Origin of the sequence: Alkaliphilus hydrothermalis, from assembly GCF_016908555.1 — a bacterium.
Taxonomy (GTDB): domain Bacteria; phylum Bacillota; class Clostridia; order Peptostreptococcales; family Natronincolaceae; genus Alkaliphilus; species Alkaliphilus hydrothermalis.
This window is the reverse complement of record NZ_JAFBEE010000013.1, coordinates 23195-41673: the sequence shown is the minus strand read 5'-3', so window position 1 is coordinate 41673 and position 18479 is coordinate 23195. Positions and strand designations below refer to the sequence as shown.

Below are 18479 nucleotides of genomic sequence, written 5' to 3'. Positions count from 1 at the left end.
TCACAATCCCTTCTGTTTTTAGCTTATGGTGTTGCTAATCTATATTGTTTCATCATCAAACTAGAATAAAACATCTACAGATTATTATAATAAAACGATAATAACGTGATAGAACGATATATATCATTTTAACATAAGTGTCATGGTATATTAAGGGTTTTATTTCATTATCTCCATTTTATTCCAATGATAATATATAACAAGTATTAAATTTAAATCTTCCAGCATAATATCTCCCCTTCCACTGTATCCTATATATAAGCAATCAAATTTTTATTGGCTATATGAAGTAAAAATGATGTCGAAAAAAGTATTTTATTGCAGAACATTGTAAAGTGACATATAATTAATAAAAAAAGAATTGGAGAGTTTCTAATGAAAATACGTCTAGTTACCGATAGTGGAGCAGATTTACCTATCGAATATGCTAAAGAAAACAATATTGAAATAGTCCCTTTGCAGATTACATTTGAAGATGAGGTCTACAATGATGGTGTGGACTTATCCACTAGTGAGTTCTATAATAAGATGGCTTCTACAGACCTATTACCCAAGACATCCCTGCCGGCTCCTCAAAGCTTTTTAAATGTCTTTGAGAAGTTTGATGAAAATGACTCCATTTTGTGTCTTACTATTTCAGCAGGTCTAAGCGGTACTTATCAAAGTGCTATGATTGCTAAGGACATGATTAAAAGAAAAATCGAAGTTATCGATTCTTTGCATGTAAGCATGGGAACAGGACTTCAAGTGATGAAGGCTCAAGAACTAATCAATGCGGGACTTTCTTTTGAAGAGATAAAAGAACAACTTCTGGAACTAAGACATACAATGCACTCCTTTGTAGCTATTGATAACTTAGATAATGTCATCAAGGGTGGTCGTATTTCCAACTGGAAGGGGAGCATTGCAAAGGTAATGCAAATAAAACCCATCCTAACAATGGCCCCCGACGGATCATTAAAGGTTGTTGACTACTGTAGAGGTAGAAAAAGACAGTTAAAAAAATTATTAGAAGCCATTGAGGAAACAGGTAAGGATATTAGCCAATCAACCCTATCCATTCTCCATGCTAAGGCATCTCAACAGGATATTAGCTTTATGGAGGAAGGTATTAGAAAATTATTCAATCCTAAAGAAATTCTTATCGGGGAATTAGGAGCAACAATGGGTTCCCACGGTGGATTTGGTGCATTGGCAGTATTGTTTTAATTTTGGCTTTTCAAATTACAATAGCCTGTTCAAAAGCCTTCAGATTCAAGGAACAAAAGCAGTCAGCGAACGTAGCGTATAGATAATACGCGAGGGTGCTGATTGCTTGCAGTGACGCAGAAGATGGAGCCTTTTCAACAGGCTAAAAAAGAAGGTATAATCTAATTCATCAGATTATACCTTCTTTTATTACCAGTTGTTTAATATCGTATTAATCTTATCCACCAGCATCGATGAGGCTACTTGATTCATGCCCCCCTCTGGAATAATGATATCGGCATTCTTTTTACTGGGCTCAATAAAGGCTTCATGCATTGGTTTTACAGTGTTTAAATATTGATCTACAACCGAATCAACATTCCTACCTCTTTCATTGATGTCCCTTACCAGCCTTCTGGCAAATCTAATATCAGAATCAGTATCAACAAATACCTTAATATCCATCAGATTAACTAATTTAGGATTCTCAAATATAAGAATCCCCTCTAGTACCACGACTCTTTTAGCCTCTTCATAAACAGTTTCCTTCTGCCTCATATGTTCAACAAAGGAATACACTGGTCTTTCAATAGCTTCAAAGTTTTTCAATTTTGCTATGTGCTCAACTAATAAATCGGTATCAAAAGCATTGGGATGATCAAAATTTAGCTTACACCTTTCTTCATAGGTTATATCGTTAAAAGAACGATAATAGTAGTCCTGGCAAAGTAGAAGTAGATCATCTTCAAAGTCTTCCTTTAGTTTTCTAGCAAGGGTGGTCTTTCCTGAACCCGTCCCTCCTGCTATTCCAATTATAACTGGTTGCTTCATCGTTTGTCCTCCTGTAAAATAACCGCATTCGCTATATATGATTTACTATGATACCAATTATACCATCATTTTATCCTAACTGCCAACAATACTTAATCCATCAAATATAACTTCCCAGGTTTTATTTGTATAATTATCCCACACCTAAAAAAAACCACATCAATCCTAAGACTGATATGGTTTTAATTTAATAGGTACATCTAAATCGTTAGGTTTTAATTCTAAAATTTCGTATCGTCCACTTGATCTAGCCACTGTTGTACTGGACCAATAATTGACTCGATACAACCGTCTTCAAATGGATTCCTTAAATTTGCTAATTCAACTAGCTCTAAGAATGACCGACTGCCTCCTGCTTGACAAAGGGTTAAATAATCACTCCAAGCCTTTTCTTTATTTTCTCCAGACTTAACCCAGAATTGGAATGCACAAACCTGAGCTAAGGTATAATCAATATAATAGAAGGGCATCTCAAAAATGTGTCCTTGTCTAAACCAGAATCCACCACGCTTTAGGAAGTCATTGTCTTCATAATCTCTATGGGGTAGATATTTAGCCTCAATTTCCCTCCACGCCTTTCTTCTTTCCTCTGGAGTCGCTTCTGGATTCTCATATACCCAGTGTTGGAATTCATCAACAGTTACCCCATAAGGAATAAAAAGAATTGCAGAGCTTAAATGCGTAAATTTGTATTTAGCTTCGTCCTCTTGGAAGAAAAGATTCATCCAAGGCCAAGCAAAAAATTCCATACTCATGGAGTGAATCTCACAAGCTTCATAGGTTGGGAATCCATACTCTGGCACTTCAAAATGTCTACTGCTGTATACTTGAAATGCATGCCCTGCCTCATGGGTTAATACATCCACGTCACCAGAAGTTCCGTTAAAATTAGAGAAGATAAATGGAGCTTTATAATTGTTTAAGTATGTACAGTACCCTCCCCCTGCTTTACCCTTCTTAGCTTCAAGATCCAATAACTCATTCTCAATCATAAAAGTAAAGAACTCGTTGGTTTCAGGTGATAGTTCCTGATACATCTTCTTACCATTGTTAATAATCCATTCAGGACTTCCCTTTGGAGTCGCATTTCCTGTTAAGAATTCTAAAGACTCATCATAATATTTAAGACTGTCTAATTGTAATCTTTTTGCTTGTCTTTCCCTAAGCTTGGTAGCTACAGGTACAAGACTCTCATACACTTGCTTCCTATAGTTTGCAGCCATATCGGCATTATAATCAGAACGCTTCATTCTAGCATAGCCTAATTCAACGAAGTTAGTAAAACCTAAATCCTTAGCTATTTTAGTTCTTACCTTAACTAACTGATCATAAATCTCGTCAAACTTTGCTTCATTTTCTGCAAAGAAACCATTTAATGCCTCTTGAGCAGCCTTTCTTACATCCCGATCCTTTGACTCCATGAAGGGTTGCATTTGTGGGATATTTCTTTCTTCCCCTTGGAAGTCGATTTTTGCAGAAGCCCTCAATTTAACATATTGACTGGCTAACTTATTTTCTTTCTGTAGATCTTCAATAATTTCAGGGCGGAAGGTTTTAAGTTGTAATTCTGCGATTCTAAATAACTGTTGTCCCCATTTGTCTTCTAGCTCTTTTCTAAACTTAGAATTAAGCAAAGATTTATAAAAGCGATTTCCAAATCCACTATAAACTGGTGTTACTTCATCAATATAATCATTTTCAGCTTCATAAAAAGCATCTGTAGTATCTACAGTATGACGAATATGCACTAAGTTCGTCATTGTTTCAAAGTCGTTTCTTAGTCCATTAATTTCTGTCATAATGCCATCTTGGATTTCAAAGGACTCTGCGTGATCAAAATCCTTTAATAATCTGTCCATCTCTTTTTCCATGTTTTCCATGTCAGGTCTTACATATTGATAATCCTTAAATGTTAACATTAATTTGCCACCATCCTTTTAATTAGCTTCATATAACTTATTATATTTAGCTTAAATTTATTTCATTAAATAAAATATTCTGCATAATTCTTTTAAATCCTCTTTACTCGTATAAAAAAAATTATATGATATCTATTATCTGCACCTAATCTTCGAACCTATATGACATTATGCACTTTAGTTTATACTCTGGTAATTTAATGTAATTTCATTTTGTAGGTTTACATAATGTCAAACCTCCTGTATAATTATCCATATTGCATCAGCCAACAAACTGCTGAATCCCAGATTTCTGGGTACGGAGGAACCAATGTAGGGGTTAATCCATGAGTCTTATGGTAGGGAGCCTTCTATCCCGCACCCGTCAGCTAACTTCGGAAGCGATTATGGAAGGAGTGGACTAGAATGCAAAAGTATCAAAAAAGATTAATGGCAGTACTTTTGATTTTACTATTTATTTCTATTCAAGTAGTAGGGGTCATGGCAGCAGGCGAATCTTATCGTAACCTTACAATTGGTAGTCGTGGTAATGATGTAGTAAGGCTTCAAACAGAATTAAAAAACAGAGGTCTCTATAATAGTGTTGTGGATGGAATATATGGTAGAATAACCCGTGCCGCAGTCATTAGTTTCCAAAAGGCCAGTGGCATTACAGTTGATGGTATAGCTGGTCGCCAAACGCAATCTACCCTATACGCTAAAAAAACAACTATATCCAGAAGTGCCTCTACTAAAAATTATACTAATGATGACCTATATTGGTTATCTAGAATCATCCATGCTGAAGCAGGTGCCGAACCATATCAAGGGAAGGTAGCTGTAGGTAACGTCGTATTAAACAGGGTAAAATCAAATAGTTTCCCCAACACGATATATAATGTAATTTTTGAATATTATAAAAATATTCCTCAATTTAGCCCTGTAGCCGACGGTACAATCTACAACACACCATCTCAAGAGAGTATTCGTGCAGCTAAAGATGCATTGAATGGTGCTAGACCAGTAGGTCAGTCAACTTATTTCTTCAATCCAGATAAAGCAGCAGGAACATGGATTGTCAGAAATAAAAGCTATGTTACTAGAATAGGTGACCACGTATTTTATCAATAGTTTACAACAAGATTTCATTGTAAAAGGTAGGGATAATCCCTACCTTTTTTTGTGGAAACGGGCAATTGATTGCTTTGCATTCTACAAAGTCGAGGTGATTCAATGTGCTCATACTCATTTTAAAGTAAGGGAATTCAGAAAAAGGCTTTAAGCTTTTTGTTAATGTCTATCTTTGATTTTGTTAGAAGAGCGTTTCTCCATTCATGGGGAAATATTTTCTTGTAGCTTATGGTATTAAAACGTTCATCAATCAACAGGACTACTCCTTTATCTTCCTCCGTCCGAATCACTCTACCTGCTGCTTGCAGAACCTTGTTCATTCCTGGGTATATATAGGAATAGTTGAACCCTTGTTGATTAATTCTATTAAAATAATCACGAACGATATTTCTTTCTAAGCATATTTGTGGCAATCCTACCCCTACGATGATGGCTCCAGACAACCGACTTCCTTTCAAATCTATTCCCTCTGAAAAAATCCCCCCCATTACAGCAAAACCTATTAATGTTTCATGGGGTGATTCTTTAAATTCTTCTAAAAAATCTTCCCTTTCTTCCTCCGACATGATGTTGTTTTGAATTAATGTTTTAAATTGAGGATACTGCACCACAAAGTCCTCATATACATCATTCATATACTTGTATGAAGGGAAGAATACCAAGTAGTTACCCCTTTTATTTGAGGCAACAGTTTCTATATATTTGACAATAGTCCCGTAACTAGCCCCTCGATCTTTATACTTAGTTGATACATTACTGGCGATCATTAGACATAAATTTTCAGTAGGAAAAGGAGAAGGAAGCAACATTGTTTGATCATCCTGCTCTCCACCTAAAATTTCTTTGAAATATTCTATAGGGGATAAAGTAGCAGAGAAAAAGACTGCAGACTTTCCTCTTTTAATTGCTTCCCTCAATAAATAAGATGGATCCAAACAAAAAATTTTCAGCTTGACATCCTTATTTTCCTGTTCTACATAGATTACATAACGCTCATCATAAAACTCTGCAATCCTAGTAAAGGCTAAACATTCAAAAAATAGCTCCAACAGCGGCTTGTGGCCTTCGCTATTTTTATTAGTAGCTAAAAATTCTTCACTCTCTGTCATGAGACGGTTTAAAAGATATAATATGTCCTCGGTTAACTCCTTTTGAGTATAGACATCTCCATCTCCGCACAGTTTTTTCATCTTCAACATGTAGGCATTTAATTTATTTAATGCTTTTGCAATTTCAGGCTCTTGGTCTTTGAAAATCTTTTTCAGGTCTAAAAAATGGGATTTATATAGAGTAGCCGAAAACATTTCTCTAGCCCGGTCCACAAGATTGTGGGCTTCATCTATTAGAAAACTATAATCATTATTATTGGTGTCAAAAAATCTTTTAAGATAGACCCTTGGGTCAAAAATATAGTTGTAGTCGCAAATCAAAGTATCTGCCCATAAAGCTAAATCCAAGGAAAACTCAAAGGGACAGAGGGTGTGCTTTTCTGCATAGGCCTCAATAGCTTCTCGAGATAGATGATCTTCTTGTTCAAGTATGTCTAGTATTCCTTCGTTTACTCTATTAAAATGCCCCTGTGCATATTGGCAGTATTCTGGTTCACAGATGGATTGCTCTTTAAAGCAAATTTTATCCTTAGCCGTTAAAGTAACTGTTTTACATCTTAATCCATTTTTTCTCATCTTTACAAAAGCTTCCTCGGCTACTTGTCTAGTAATCGTCTTGGCGGTAAGATAAAAAATTTTTGAGGTATGACCTTCACCTAATGCTTTGATGGTGGGAAATAGGGTGGATATGGTTTTTCCTATCCCCGTTGGTGCCTTAACGAACAATCTTTTTTGGTCTTTGATGCTACGATATACCTCTATCGCCAGTTTGCGTTGCCCTCTACGATACTTCTGAAAGGGAAATTCTAATTTTTCTATGGAGGCATCCCTTATCAAACGCCATTTAGCTGTAAAACTAGCCCAAATAATATATTTATCAATAATATCAAAAAAGTACGATTCTAGTTCTCCAAAGTTGAAGGACTTTCTGATAATTTTTGATTCCTCCGTCTTTAGATGAAAATAGGTTAATTGAATATCTATACACTCCAAATTGTTCTGCCAGCAATAAATATACCCATAACACTTTGCCTGAGCCCAATGAAGATGGTTGTAGTCCTCATGAATCTCTTCCAATGGTTTTGTGGTGGATTTAATTTCATCTATACAAGCCCCCGCAAGGGGTGAGTCGATGATCCCATCAACTCTCCCTTCAATCACAAATCTAAAATCCTTGTACTGAAATTGATGCTTCAAGGATACCTCAGCTTCATAATCATCCCCTTGGGCTTTTTGAACCTTCTGATGGGCTCTCGTTCCCTCCACCGCTCTTGTGGAACTCCTAAAGCTGGTATCAATATCTCCAGATCGAAGTACAAATTCTACGAGGTTTCTAACGGATATCTTAATTTCATTTAATTTACTCATTTTCATCAATCCCTTATAGTCACGATATAGTGGCCTATTGCTTCCCTATTATCTAATATTACTCTTAAAAAATCTACTTTGTCAAAATCTCTACTCCGGTCTCCGTCACCAAAAGCGTATGCTCCCATTGGGCTGACAATCCACCATCTACAGTGACGGCCGTCCAATTATCTTCTAATATGTTACATTGATAACTTCCTTGATTAATCATTGGTTCTATTGTAAAGACCATTCCTGGCAGCATAATCATGCCCTTTCCACCTTGGTCATAATGATATATAAAGGGGTCTTCGTGGAATTTCAAGCCTATTCCATGACCGCCGAAGTCCTTCACCACTGAGTAACCATATTTTGTAGCATGGGCTTCAATGGCTGCACCAATCACATTAAAAGGCATATAAGGCTTTACAGCATCTATCCCCACCTGTAGACATTCTTTAGCGCATTGTACTATTTTTCTAGCTTCTTCACTAATGTTGCCAATGGTATACATTCTACTGGCATCGGCAAAATAACCATCTAATATGGTTGTGACATCAATATTAACGATATCTCCCTCCACTAGCCTTCTATCCTCAGGGATTCCATGGCAGATCACTTCATTAATGGAGGTACAAACACTCTTTGGATATCCATTGTAGCCCAAAGGAGCTGGAGTCCCACCATGAATCATTGTATACTCATGGGCCCACTGATTTATTTCATTTGTGGTGACGCCCTCCTTTACCTTCTCCTCCATCATATCTAATATCGCTTTTGTAATGGCTGCGCTTTTACGAAGCCCTTCTATATCCTCTTGTGTTTTAATAAGTTCTTGCTTTGGAATACGATAACCTTTATTTTTATAGTCTAAAAGAATCTCTTCCTTTTCCATATGGCATTTCTTGTATTTCTTCCCGCTACCACACCAGCAGGGATCATTTCTAGATATTAATACCATTTGATTACATCACCATCCTAATTCCGCTTAATCATATTAATGGCCCTTAGTCATTTTGAAAAATGAATACAAAGCCAAGAGAAACCTTCTTTTTCCAATATGTATATACTATTATATCATGGTTCTCCCCATATAAATAGTGCAAAAGGCTAATCGATTGAAGCATATCATCTTTGTTAACTATCTTGATTAACACTTAAAACATAAGTTAACATAAAAATCAGCAACCCTCCCATAATAAAACAAGTAGAGTGCTGATCCTTTGTACATCATCTTCTATTCATCAAATCTGATGCCACTATCCTCTAGAATCTTCTCAATAACCGATTCACCTTCCTCATCCTTGTTGATGGGTTCAGTAACTCCAAAAAAACCACCACCTCTATTTTCCAACCAAATGATAAAGTCATCCCAAAATTTTTCCCAATGCTCTCCTTCTGGTACATTAACAATACCATTAACCCTAATGGCATTATCAGATATCAAGGGCTTTTCTTCCATCAGACATCTTCTCCCTTCCTTCTAACTCTATTTATATAACTTATAGTTCCCTATAACTTTTTTTATAGTACATACAAGGAACTAACTTTTTCAAGAAAAATAAAATTTAAACTCACACCATTATAACTGTATTCCGGATATCACTGAAACGCTGGATTTTAGAAATTTTTTTTATTTTTTTAGATAGCAAGCAGGTAATTTGTGAATAATTGTCGAAACAATAGAACAATAAATAACAACAAAAATAGATTTTGTATTGTGTTTAAAAAGACCATACATGCAAGACTTGACTGACTAGGAGGGAATTTTTTAATGCTCCAACATTTAAAGAGACAAAAAAGTTTTATGCTACCGATAGGAATTATTATAATTGCCATTATCTCAACAAGCCTCTATGGATTATGGAATCTAGGCATATTAAATAGTAATATATCTAAATTTAGAATCATTAACTCCCAAAACGATGATTTATATGAAATCAGAAAAGCTTTTTTAGAGATTCGCATGACTGTAAATACAGCCATAGCTAAGGAAGACTACTCCATCACTCCTGTTTTAATTGTTGATGCAAAGGACCGTCAAATAAAGACTCTATTGCACTCCTATGAAATGGTTGATGGAAACTCCGACAAACTAATTAAACTACGTAATCTAAGATTTAACTATGAATCCTATATCAGACAATTGCAATCAGTAAATGATCGGCTAAAGAATAGAGAAGTTTTAGATACTGATCAAATAACTAACTTAAAAATGACTGGGGACAATATAATCGAAACCATAGATGAGATTACCTCGATTAATAATGACACTGTAAAGAATTTAATTCAAATTACTCATTATTATTATCGATCAAAAATCACTTATGTGGCAGTCATACTACTCCTTTGTACTTTATTTCTAGTTTGGGCATATGTTAGGGTTATCTTTAAAATCAATAAAGCTGAAGAACAGACGAAGTACATAGCATACTATGACTCACTGACTAAGTTACCGAATCAAACCTATTTATTTAAAGAAATATCAAGTAAAATCAAAGAATTTAATAGTGTCTCCGATAAAAAGATGTTTATATTTTTTATCAATATTGATGATTTCAAAGTAGTCAACAATACCTTAGATTACGAATATGGGGATCAATTACTTCAATCTGTTGCCAGCAAGCTGAGGATAATTTTTAATGATGAATCGAAATATTTTGTGTCTAGATTTGGAGGGGATGAATTCGCTCTGTTGATTTCTGAGGTACATTCCATAGAAGAGATTACAGAATTAGCGGAAAATCTCATCAAATTATTCCACAATCCTTGGAGTATTAACAACCAGGAGATTTATATCGGTTCTAGTATTGGGATCTCCCACTACCCAGAAGACGGTGACGATTCTAATATACTACTACAGCGGGCCAACATTGCCATGAGCAAAGCAAAGGAGTTGGGAAAAAATCAATTCCAATTTTTCCAGTTGTACATGTACAACAATATTTTAAATACCAAAGAAATGGTAGTAAAGATAAGACATGCTTTACAAAACGATGAGTTTTGCCTTTACTATCAGCCTCAAATCGACTCAAAAACAGGTAAAATCGTTGGGGTAGAGGCCTTAATTAGATGGATGTCTCCTGAGTTTGGAATAATACCACCTATGCAATTTATCTCTATTGCTGAGACGACAGGCTTAATCGTAGATATGGGTAAGTGGATTATTGAAAGAGCCTGCAGACAAAATAAGGATTGGCAAAGCAAAGGCTTTCCTCCCGTGTATATGGCAGTTAATATTTCTGCGGTACAATTGCAACATAAAGATTTTTTGTCCATAATAAATGAACTCCTAAACAAAACAGCTTTAGATCCAGAATATCTTGAACTTGAAATAACTGAAAGTGTTTTAATGGAATCTATTGATACCACTTTAGGAACCCTACAAGCCTTGAAAAACGTTGGGGTTAAGATTTCATTGGATGACTTTGGCACAGGGTTTTCTTCACTAAACTATTTAAGAAAGCTTCCAATTAACACTCTAAAAATTGATAGGAGCTTCATCACGAATATTGAAAACAACCCAGTGGAAAATGACATATTGGAAACAATCATTTCTCTAGCCCACAAGCTAAACCTAAATGTCATTGCTGAAGGAGTAGAGACCCTAGACCAACTACATCACCTAGTTGAAAAAAAATGTGATCATGCCCAGGGGTATTTAATCAGCAAACCCCTTCCGGCAGAAGAATTAGAGCGTTTTATGGCACAAGGTTACATTCAATTCTAAAGCTAGATTACATATGCTTATTTATTGGAATTTGTTTACTTAAAAAGACTACAAACTTACTGTAGTCTTTTTAATTATAAGTATTATTAATGACGAACCTATAAAAAGGTCGTTTTTTTATCCTCCACTTACTCCAACTCCAACACCACTGGACAATGGTCACTCCCCAAAACATGGGCGTGAATATGGGAGTCCTTAAGATGGTCTTTTAATCTTTCTGAAACGATAAAATAATCAATCCTCCATCCTACATTCTTATCCCTAGCTTGTCTCATATAGGACCACCAAGTATATGCCCCCTCTTTCTCAGGATAAAAATGTCTAAAGGAATCTATGAAACCTACCTTCAGCAAATCAGTCATTTTATTTCTTTCTTCCACTGTAAAACCTGCACTCTTAGTATTTGTCTTTGGATTTTTTAAATCAATTTCTTGATGGGCAACATTCAAGTCCCCACATAAAATTACGGGTTTAATAGAGTCCAACTCTATTAAATAATTTCTAAAATCATCTTCCCAGGACATTCTATAGTCCAGTCTAGCCAAGCCTCTTTGGGCATTTGGGGTATAGACATTCACTAGATAAAAGTCTTCAAATTCTAATGTAATTACTCTACCCTCTTCTTGGGTTTCTTCCTTACCTACTCCATATTTTACTGACAATGGCTCCTTCTTTGAAAAAATAGCTGTACCGGAGTACCCTTTTTTGATGGCATAATTCCAATACTGATGATAGCCCTCCAACTGCAGATCAATCTGTCCCTCCTGAAGCTTTGTTTCTTGCAGACAAAATAAGTCAGCGTCTATTTCATTAAAATAATCTAGAAATCCCTTACCCATACAAGCCCTAAGGCCATTAACATTCCATGATACAATTTTCATATGTTTACCTCCATAAAATAAATTATAAAGAAATAGTCAATCCTTTGGCAGTAATGAATATAATATCATAAGTCTTATTATCTTGCAAAGGAGTTGTTTAAATTGCAAATTGTTGAAACTAAAGAATTAAATCCTATATTATCCCAATATTCTTTTGAAATAGATAAAGTTCAACTGGTGGCAGATAAGGTTAATCGCAGTGTTTGGAAAATTTATACTAATGATGGAATTAAATATCTCAAAAAAATACAGTATCCTCTAGAAAAAATCCAATTCTTAGTAGACGCTATTAAGCACCTACAATCCAATCATTTTCCTGTACCCATCATTCATACCACCAATAACCAAGTTCCATACTGTATAATAGGTGATGATACATATCTTCTAACAGACCAAGTAATCGGTAGTAAACCAAACTTAGACAGCATAAGTGATTTTAGAAGGGTTACTACTTCACTTGCAAAATTTCATCTTGCTTCAAGAGGGGTCATCCCCAAGCCCCAATGGGCCTTTGTAAATAGTCTAGGTAATTGGTCAGAGTTTTTTAGAGAAAAATATGATCTATTAAATTCAATATATCAAGAATCAGATACTAAAACAACCTCTACATTAGATAAGCTATTTGTTAGAAAATTACCCAAATTCATCAATAATCTAACAAAATTACAGCAACAACTATTAAAATCAGAGTACCACCTATGGACAAAAGACATTGAGAAAGTTGGAGGATTATGCCACTGTGATTTCTCCCCCTCCAATTTAATTATTCATCCCTCTGGAAAAGTGTATATTATTGATTTTGATACCTTAAGCATTGATCTACCTGCTAAAGATTTCCGTATACTCCTCTACTGGACTTTGATCAAAAAGGGAAGTTTCGATAAAAATGAAATGATGGAGTTTCTAGAATTATATCAACAACACAATCCCCTTACTCCTCAACAATGGGAAATTATCAAAATTTATCTCCTTTACCCCTATATGCTTATTTATGCTATTGAAAATTGTTCTCGTCGCCAATGGAACGAGTCTGTTTATCTCAGTAGAGTCGTCAAAGGTATTGAAACGGACCAGGAGATGTTAAGATTGATTCCCTTCATTGATTCCTTTATCAAAAACACCTTTCACTAGCATCTTCTTAAATTTCTTCACCACATAAAAAAACCAGCGGCTACGTATTTAATATACGTAAGTTAGCTGGTTTTTCTATCCCTAAAAACCTAAGGCATTATCTCTCATTCCACCCAAGGTAGATTACTTGCATATTATTGGTTCTCTCCAAACAATTCTTTGTGTCAAAGACCATTGGCCTTCTCATTTTCTTTGTATAAGCTTCTAGATTTAAGTTCACAAATTCATTATGGGCCACCAAAAGTAAAATCAAATCTGCCCCCTCTATTGCTTGATCTAGATTCTTTACTTGGCCAAGGTTTTTCGTTACATGGGGGTCATAGCATCTAACTTCGTAATTTTCTTTCATGAGGAGATTGATGATTTCCAATGAAGGACTCTCCCTCACATCATCGATATTCTCCTTATAGGTCATTCCCAATGCTGCAATCCTTGGATTTTCTATGTCCCTTACCAGTTCTTTAACTTTTGAAACAACATAAATAGGCATACTGCTATTTATTTCCCTTGCTGTAGCCGTTAGCTTTGCACTGTTGGGAGCTTTGCTAACAATATAATATGGATCAATAGCTAAACAATGTCCTCCTACCCCAGGCCCAGGTTGAAGAATATTAACCCTTGGATGTCTATTGGCAAGTTGAATTACTTCATGGACATTAATGTTTAACTCATCACAAACCTTTACTAGTTCATTGGCAAAAGCGATATTAATATCCCTAAAGGTATTTTCAACTAGTTTTGTCATTTCCGCCACCTTCAAGCTTGATATTAGAATATTTCCTTTTGTAAATGCTTTATAAATATCAGCTGCTTTACTTCCACATAGAGCTGTATACCCTCCTACAATTCGATCATTATTAACGATTTCAAACAATATTTTGCCCGGTAGTACCCGTTCTGGGCAATGGGCTAAATACAGGTCCTTACCCACCAAAAACCCAGCTTCTTCAATCAAGGGCAACACTACTTCCTCCATTGTACCAGGAGCTATAGTTGATTCTACAATTACAGTATTTCCTTTTTTCAGGTAAGGAATCAGAGATTTCATTGCACTGATGATATATTTTACTTCACAGGCATTATCCTCCGTCTTTGGTGTAGGAACTGCCACGATAAAAGCATCAGCTTCCTCAGGTTGAGTTTTTGCCACTAAATTTCCTTTAGAAACCACTGTAGCCACCACTTCTTCTAGGTCTGTTTCTTCAATATGGATTTTTTTATTATTCACCAAATCTATAATTTTGGGATTAATATCGACTCCCACCACATTAAATCCAATAGAAGCTAGGATAGCTGCAGTTGGCAAACCAATGTATCCAAGTCCAACAACACATATTTTCATCATTTCCATCACTCCTCTATTAAATCATACCTTAACTTGATTTTATTATATTATTTTAAGGAGGCTACTGTGCATTTTATATCTGTATTACTATACATAATGCAATTAAATGTCTTTTTTAAAGCTATAAAGAATATATTGTAGTGTTGTAGTGTATTTAATATTTTGAGGTAGGTGATGGAATGAAGTTTTATTTTAGAAATATAAAACGTTTTAAAAAGCCATGTGCAAAAGGAAGTGAAAAGCAATTACCACTAAAAATAGCTTGTATTTTAGACGAGTTCAGTCATGAATGCTTTAAACATGAATGTATCCTCATACCCCTTAAAAAGACAAACTGGCAAAAAACCCTCACAAATGAAAAACCCCATATGTTGTTGGTGGAATCCGCTTGGATGGGTAATGATGGCAGTTGGCGATACCAAATCTCTAATCTACAAGATAAGAGCGACAAACCTTTAGAGCAGCTTATTCGTTGGTGTAGGTTTTACAAAATCCCCACCGTTTTTTGGAATAAGGAAGATCCATTAAACTTTCAAAGGTTTATCTCTGCTGCAAAGCTATTTGATTATGTTTTTACCACCGACTCCCACTGCATCCCAAAGTACATGGAAATATTAGGTCACAACAGAATCTATTCCCTCCCTTTTGCTGCTCAACCTAAAATCCACAATCCAATCAATAAGAATAAAACCAAACTAGGAGAAGTAGCATTTGCCGGTACTTGGTATAATACAGGACATGAGGAACGGGTCAAACAACTGGAGATGATGCTGAAACCTGCTCTAAATTATGACCTTCATATTTACGATCGAATGAATAACTTCACACAATCAGACCATTATAAATTTCCACATGTCTATCAACCCCATATAAAAGGTAGTTTAGCTTATGACGAAATGACTTCAACCTATAAAAAATACCCTATATTCTTAAATGTCAACTCCTGTAATCAGAGTCCTACAATGTTTTCTAGGAGGGTCTTTGAACTCTTGGCATGTGGTACAAATGTCATTAGTTCCTATTCCGTTGGAATAGACGAAATGTTTAGTGGTATTGTTCACCTTTCACAATCGGAAGCTGAGACGATCAGCCATTTGGAATTGCTTATTAACGACCAAGGTAAAAGGGATCAATACAGCCTTATTGGAATCAGAGAAGTCCTAAAGCATCATACCTACAAGCATAGATTAAACCAAATAGTTAAAAAGGTGATGAATACTTCTATTGATAAAGAGGAACCCTTAGTTTCCATTGTAATGGGTACTAATAGACAATATTATATGGATAATGTATTTTCTAATTTCGATATGCAAAACTACAAAAACAAGGAAATGATTGTGGTTTTAAATGACAATAGAATGGATCTTAAACTATGGAAGAACAGGGCTAAGAAATATAAGAATGTCATGATTCTACAACTTGATGAAGCAGAGCCATTGGGAGCTTGTCTAAATCTTGCTATTTCTAAAGCTAATGGTGATATCATTACTAAATTTGATGATGACAACTATTATGCTCCAGAATATCTTGGTGACCTATTAAATGCCTTCAAATACACCGATGCCGACATTGTAGGAAAAGGATGCTATTATATCTATTTTGAAGGACTCAAGACCTTGGGTCTTAAATTTGAATATAAAGAAAATCAATATACCAAATTTGTAGCTGGCTCCACCATTACAGGAAAAAAACACGTTTTTGATAAAGTAAAATTTGTTACAGACCGTCAACAGGGTAGCGATAGCCAATTCTTACAGGATTGCTCCAAGCAAGGTTTCAAGATTTATTCTACAGATAGATTTAATCATGTGGTCTGTAGACGCGCTTCTTTAGATGATCATACTTGGAAAATTAACGATGAAGAACACTTAAAAAAGTGCAAAATCATCACTGAAAATACTGATGATTATACTACCCCCGTCACAGTATAAGCAGAAAGTAAAAAAACTTTAGATTGAAACAAAAGAGCTGTCGATTGTAGCGTATATTAAGAATATGCTACGGCGCCAGCTCTTTGCAATAATATAGAGGAGAAAATGTTTCAGACGAGTAAAATCATCTTTTTAAATGGATGGTCTTTAACACACCATCACAATAATATTTTATTTGTCTCGTAGATTGATAATTTTTAATTTGAATACCCCTTATTTTATTTTCATATTGTTTACTTTTAATATTGATAGCGGTAATAAACTCAATATCTTTACCTTTTTTTTCAAATACAACCTGTTGAATCTTAACTAACTGATTTGTGCGTGGTGAAGCATAGCCCTTTAATGGCTTTTCTGATGCTGAGTAACTTTTTACTTTATCGACAGGATTCACTTGCGTCAACAGTATCTTTAACTCTTTATTTTCAAAAACTGCTTCAAATCCTCCATAATCTTTTTTTCTGACGGTTATTCCTGGAGCTAGATTGAATATTTGTTGATAAGAATGGAATTTCCCCGACTCAATAGAATCAAGGATGACTATTGCATTGGGTTTAATAAAAAGAATTTCCCTAATAATTCTAACTCCTTCATACAAGGTATGTTCTCCTTTTATCCAGTCGTATTCCTCCGTAAGATTCCAACCCAACAATTTACTTTTACCTATATTTTCTTCTTTTAGTCTATACTCCTTCCCGTCAACCGTAATTGTGTTATGGCTACAGGTAGATCTGAAGTATTGGCGATATTTATTATATTTATCATAATTATACTTCCCTGGGTCTATGAAAATATCTTTCCCTAAAGCGCTTAAGATAAAGGATAGATCATCACCATGTTTATGGGTGGTTGAATGAAAACCTGCGTGAAAAAATAGATAGGTACTTAGATGAAAGTTGGGGTGGGTTTTCCATTTATCCCGAAAAATCCCTATACCTGCTACTGGATAAACTTTACTGGTGGCAGTAGGCCTTACCCCCTCCTTTCCTTGGGATAATACATAATCTAAGAAGGGGTGATCAAATATTTTTCTTTCCTCCATTAAAGCATCATTGGTATCCCCTATAGTGGGTAATTTTCCATCTGGTTTAATAGCATAGGCTAGATACTCCTTCATTAAAGCAAAAGTTTTTCTACTGGCCTCCCCTAAAGATTTACCATAGAAATTTAGCATTTCTTCTATATCAGTAAACAGTTGCAATACAAATATATGATAATATGGGGAATGTTCTAAATGAACCCCCTCATGGGTTATATCCTTATGAAATCGCAATAGTAATCGCTTCAAGCAATTATCTAACCATCTATTAGCATCTTCAAACTCATTATAAAAAAGCGATAGCTCCATCAGCGCTTTGTCCTGCATGATTCCGTGATTGTTAGCAACATAATTTTTAGTATCTGCTAAAAATTCCCCATGAACATACAAGGCTAATAGGAGACTATTCATAAATTCATAATCAATATTTGGGGTCTGCTTGATCATTTCAAGATAATAAATCATGTTAAGAACTCGATTACTGGCACTATGCTCATTCCATGCGATCTTTACCGTTAGTTTTTCAATGTGATTGTTCTCGATCCAATCACTGATTATCTCCTTAGATTTATCTAAATATTGAAGTTCCCCTGTCGTCTCATAGGCATTACATAAATAACTGACCATTCTAAGGCTATGATAGTACAAAGTCCAAGATTTGTCTTTGTAAGGATCGATTTTCCAATCCAACTTACCTTTATAGGGATATTCCTTCCATATTTCCATCAAATAGATATGATTATCCATGATCAGGGTACCAATATTTACCGCCTCATCACCCGTCAAGTTGGTTCTTTTAAACATTCTTCGATTCTCTTTTGCTAATAAATAATCTATATCTGCCTTGGACAGTCCTCCACTAATAGCTTCTTTTTCAATCAACCTCACTTTGTCTATTTCCATCGTCTTCCCCCCTGC

At 35.2% G+C, this 18479-nt stretch carries 13 protein-coding genes and 1 riboswitch; of the genes, 5 read left to right on the top strand and 8 right to left on the bottom strand.

The features are described from left to right. The first annotated feature begins 375 nt into the window (after positions 1–375). Positions 376–1209 (top strand): DegV family protein, encoded by an 834-nt coding sequence (locus JOC73_RS10050; RefSeq protein ID WP_204402748.1) that lies wholly within the window; start codon positions 376–378, stop codon positions 1207–1209. Positions 1210–1398: 189 nt separating this feature from the next. On the opposite strand, the gene udk is transcribed toward JOC73_RS10050, so the two are convergent. Next, complete coding sequence (udk, locus tag JOC73_RS10045; RefSeq protein ID WP_204402745.1) at positions 1399–2019, bottom strand: uridine kinase; 621 nt, start codon at positions 2017–2019, stop codon at positions 1399–1401. 221 nt (positions 2020–2240) lie between these two features. Beyond that, positions 2241–3938 (bottom strand): M3 family oligoendopeptidase, encoded by a 1698-nt coding sequence (locus JOC73_RS10040; RefSeq protein WP_204402743.1) that lies wholly within the window; start codon positions 3936–3938, stop codon positions 2241–2243. Positions 3939–4203: 265 nt separating this feature from the next. Beyond that, positions 4204–4336, top strand: a riboswitch (cyclic di-AMP (ydaO/yuaA leader). 7 nt (positions 4337–4343) lie between these two features. Between JOC73_RS10040 and JOC73_RS10035 the strand changes: the two genes are divergently transcribed. Then, positions 4344–5048 carry a cell wall hydrolase gene (locus tag JOC73_RS10035; RefSeq protein ID WP_204402741.1) on the top strand — a complete coding sequence of 235 codons (705 nt, stop codon included), beginning with the start codon at positions 4344–4346 and terminating at the stop codon, positions 5046–5048. A 134-nt stretch (positions 5049–5182) separates the two neighbouring features. On the opposite strand, the gene JOC73_RS10030 is transcribed toward JOC73_RS10035, so the two are convergent. The 3 genes from JOC73_RS10030 to JOC73_RS10020 form a co-directional block, all read right to left on the bottom strand. Next, positions 5183–7525, bottom strand: a complete 2343-nt coding sequence (locus JOC73_RS10030; protein ID WP_204402739.1) for an ATP-dependent DNA helicase — start codon at positions 7523–7525, stop codon at positions 5183–5185. Positions 7526–7598: 73 nt separating this feature from the next. Beyond that, the gene (locus tag JOC73_RS10025; RefSeq protein WP_204402737.1) at positions 7599–8465 is read right to left on the bottom strand and encodes a methionyl aminopeptidase; all 867 of its coding nucleotides are present in this window, start codon (positions 8463–8465) and stop codon (positions 7599–7601) included. Between the two features lie 276 nt (positions 8466–8741). Continuing rightward, positions 8742–8966 carry a hypothetical protein gene (locus JOC73_RS10020; RefSeq protein ID WP_204402735.1) on the bottom strand — a complete coding sequence of 75 codons (225 nt, stop codon included), beginning with the start codon at positions 8964–8966 and terminating at the stop codon, positions 8742–8744. A gap of 312 nt (positions 8967–9278) precedes the next feature. Here JOC73_RS10020 and JOC73_RS10015 point away from each other — a divergent pair, with 312 nt between their 5' ends. After that, the gene (locus tag JOC73_RS10015) at positions 9279–11234 is read left to right on the top strand and encodes a putative bifunctional diguanylate cyclase/phosphodiesterase (RefSeq protein ID WP_204402733.1); all 1956 of its coding nucleotides are present in this window, start codon (positions 9279–9281) and stop codon (positions 11232–11234) included. 128 nt (positions 11235–11362) lie between these two features. Here the strand turns inward: JOC73_RS10015 and JOC73_RS10010 are convergent, their stop codons facing one another. Beyond that, positions 11363–12115, bottom strand: a complete 753-nt coding sequence (locus JOC73_RS10010; protein WP_204402730.1) for an exodeoxyribonuclease III — start codon at positions 12113–12115, stop codon at positions 11363–11365. Between the two features lie 102 nt (positions 12116–12217). On the opposite strand from JOC73_RS10010, the gene JOC73_RS10005 reads away from it, so the two are divergent. Continuing rightward, positions 12218–13246, top strand: coding sequence for a CotS family spore coat protein (locus JOC73_RS10005; RefSeq protein WP_204402728.1), 1029 nt, complete (start codon positions 12218–12220; stop codon positions 13244–13246). A 97-nt stretch (positions 13247–13343) separates the two neighbouring features. Here the strand turns inward: JOC73_RS10005 and JOC73_RS10000 are convergent, their stop codons facing one another. Continuing rightward, positions 13344–14591 (bottom strand): nucleotide sugar dehydrogenase, encoded by a 1248-nt coding sequence (locus JOC73_RS10000; RefSeq protein WP_204402726.1) that lies wholly within the window; start codon positions 14589–14591, stop codon positions 13344–13346. A gap of 179 nt (positions 14592–14770) precedes the next feature. Between JOC73_RS10000 and JOC73_RS09995 the strand changes: the two genes are divergently transcribed. After that, a complete protein-coding gene (locus JOC73_RS09995; protein WP_204402724.1) occupies positions 14771–16522 on the top strand; it encodes a glycosyltransferase family protein in 1752 nt (583 codons plus the stop codon). 124 nt (positions 16523–16646) lie between these two features. Here the strand turns inward: JOC73_RS09995 and JOC73_RS09990 are convergent, their stop codons facing one another. Beyond that, on the bottom strand, positions 16647–18464 hold the full coding sequence (locus tag JOC73_RS09990) for a heparinase II/III family protein (RefSeq protein WP_204402722.1): 1818 nt from the start codon (positions 18462–18464) through the stop codon (positions 16647–16649). Positions 18465–18479: the final 15 nt, after the last annotated feature.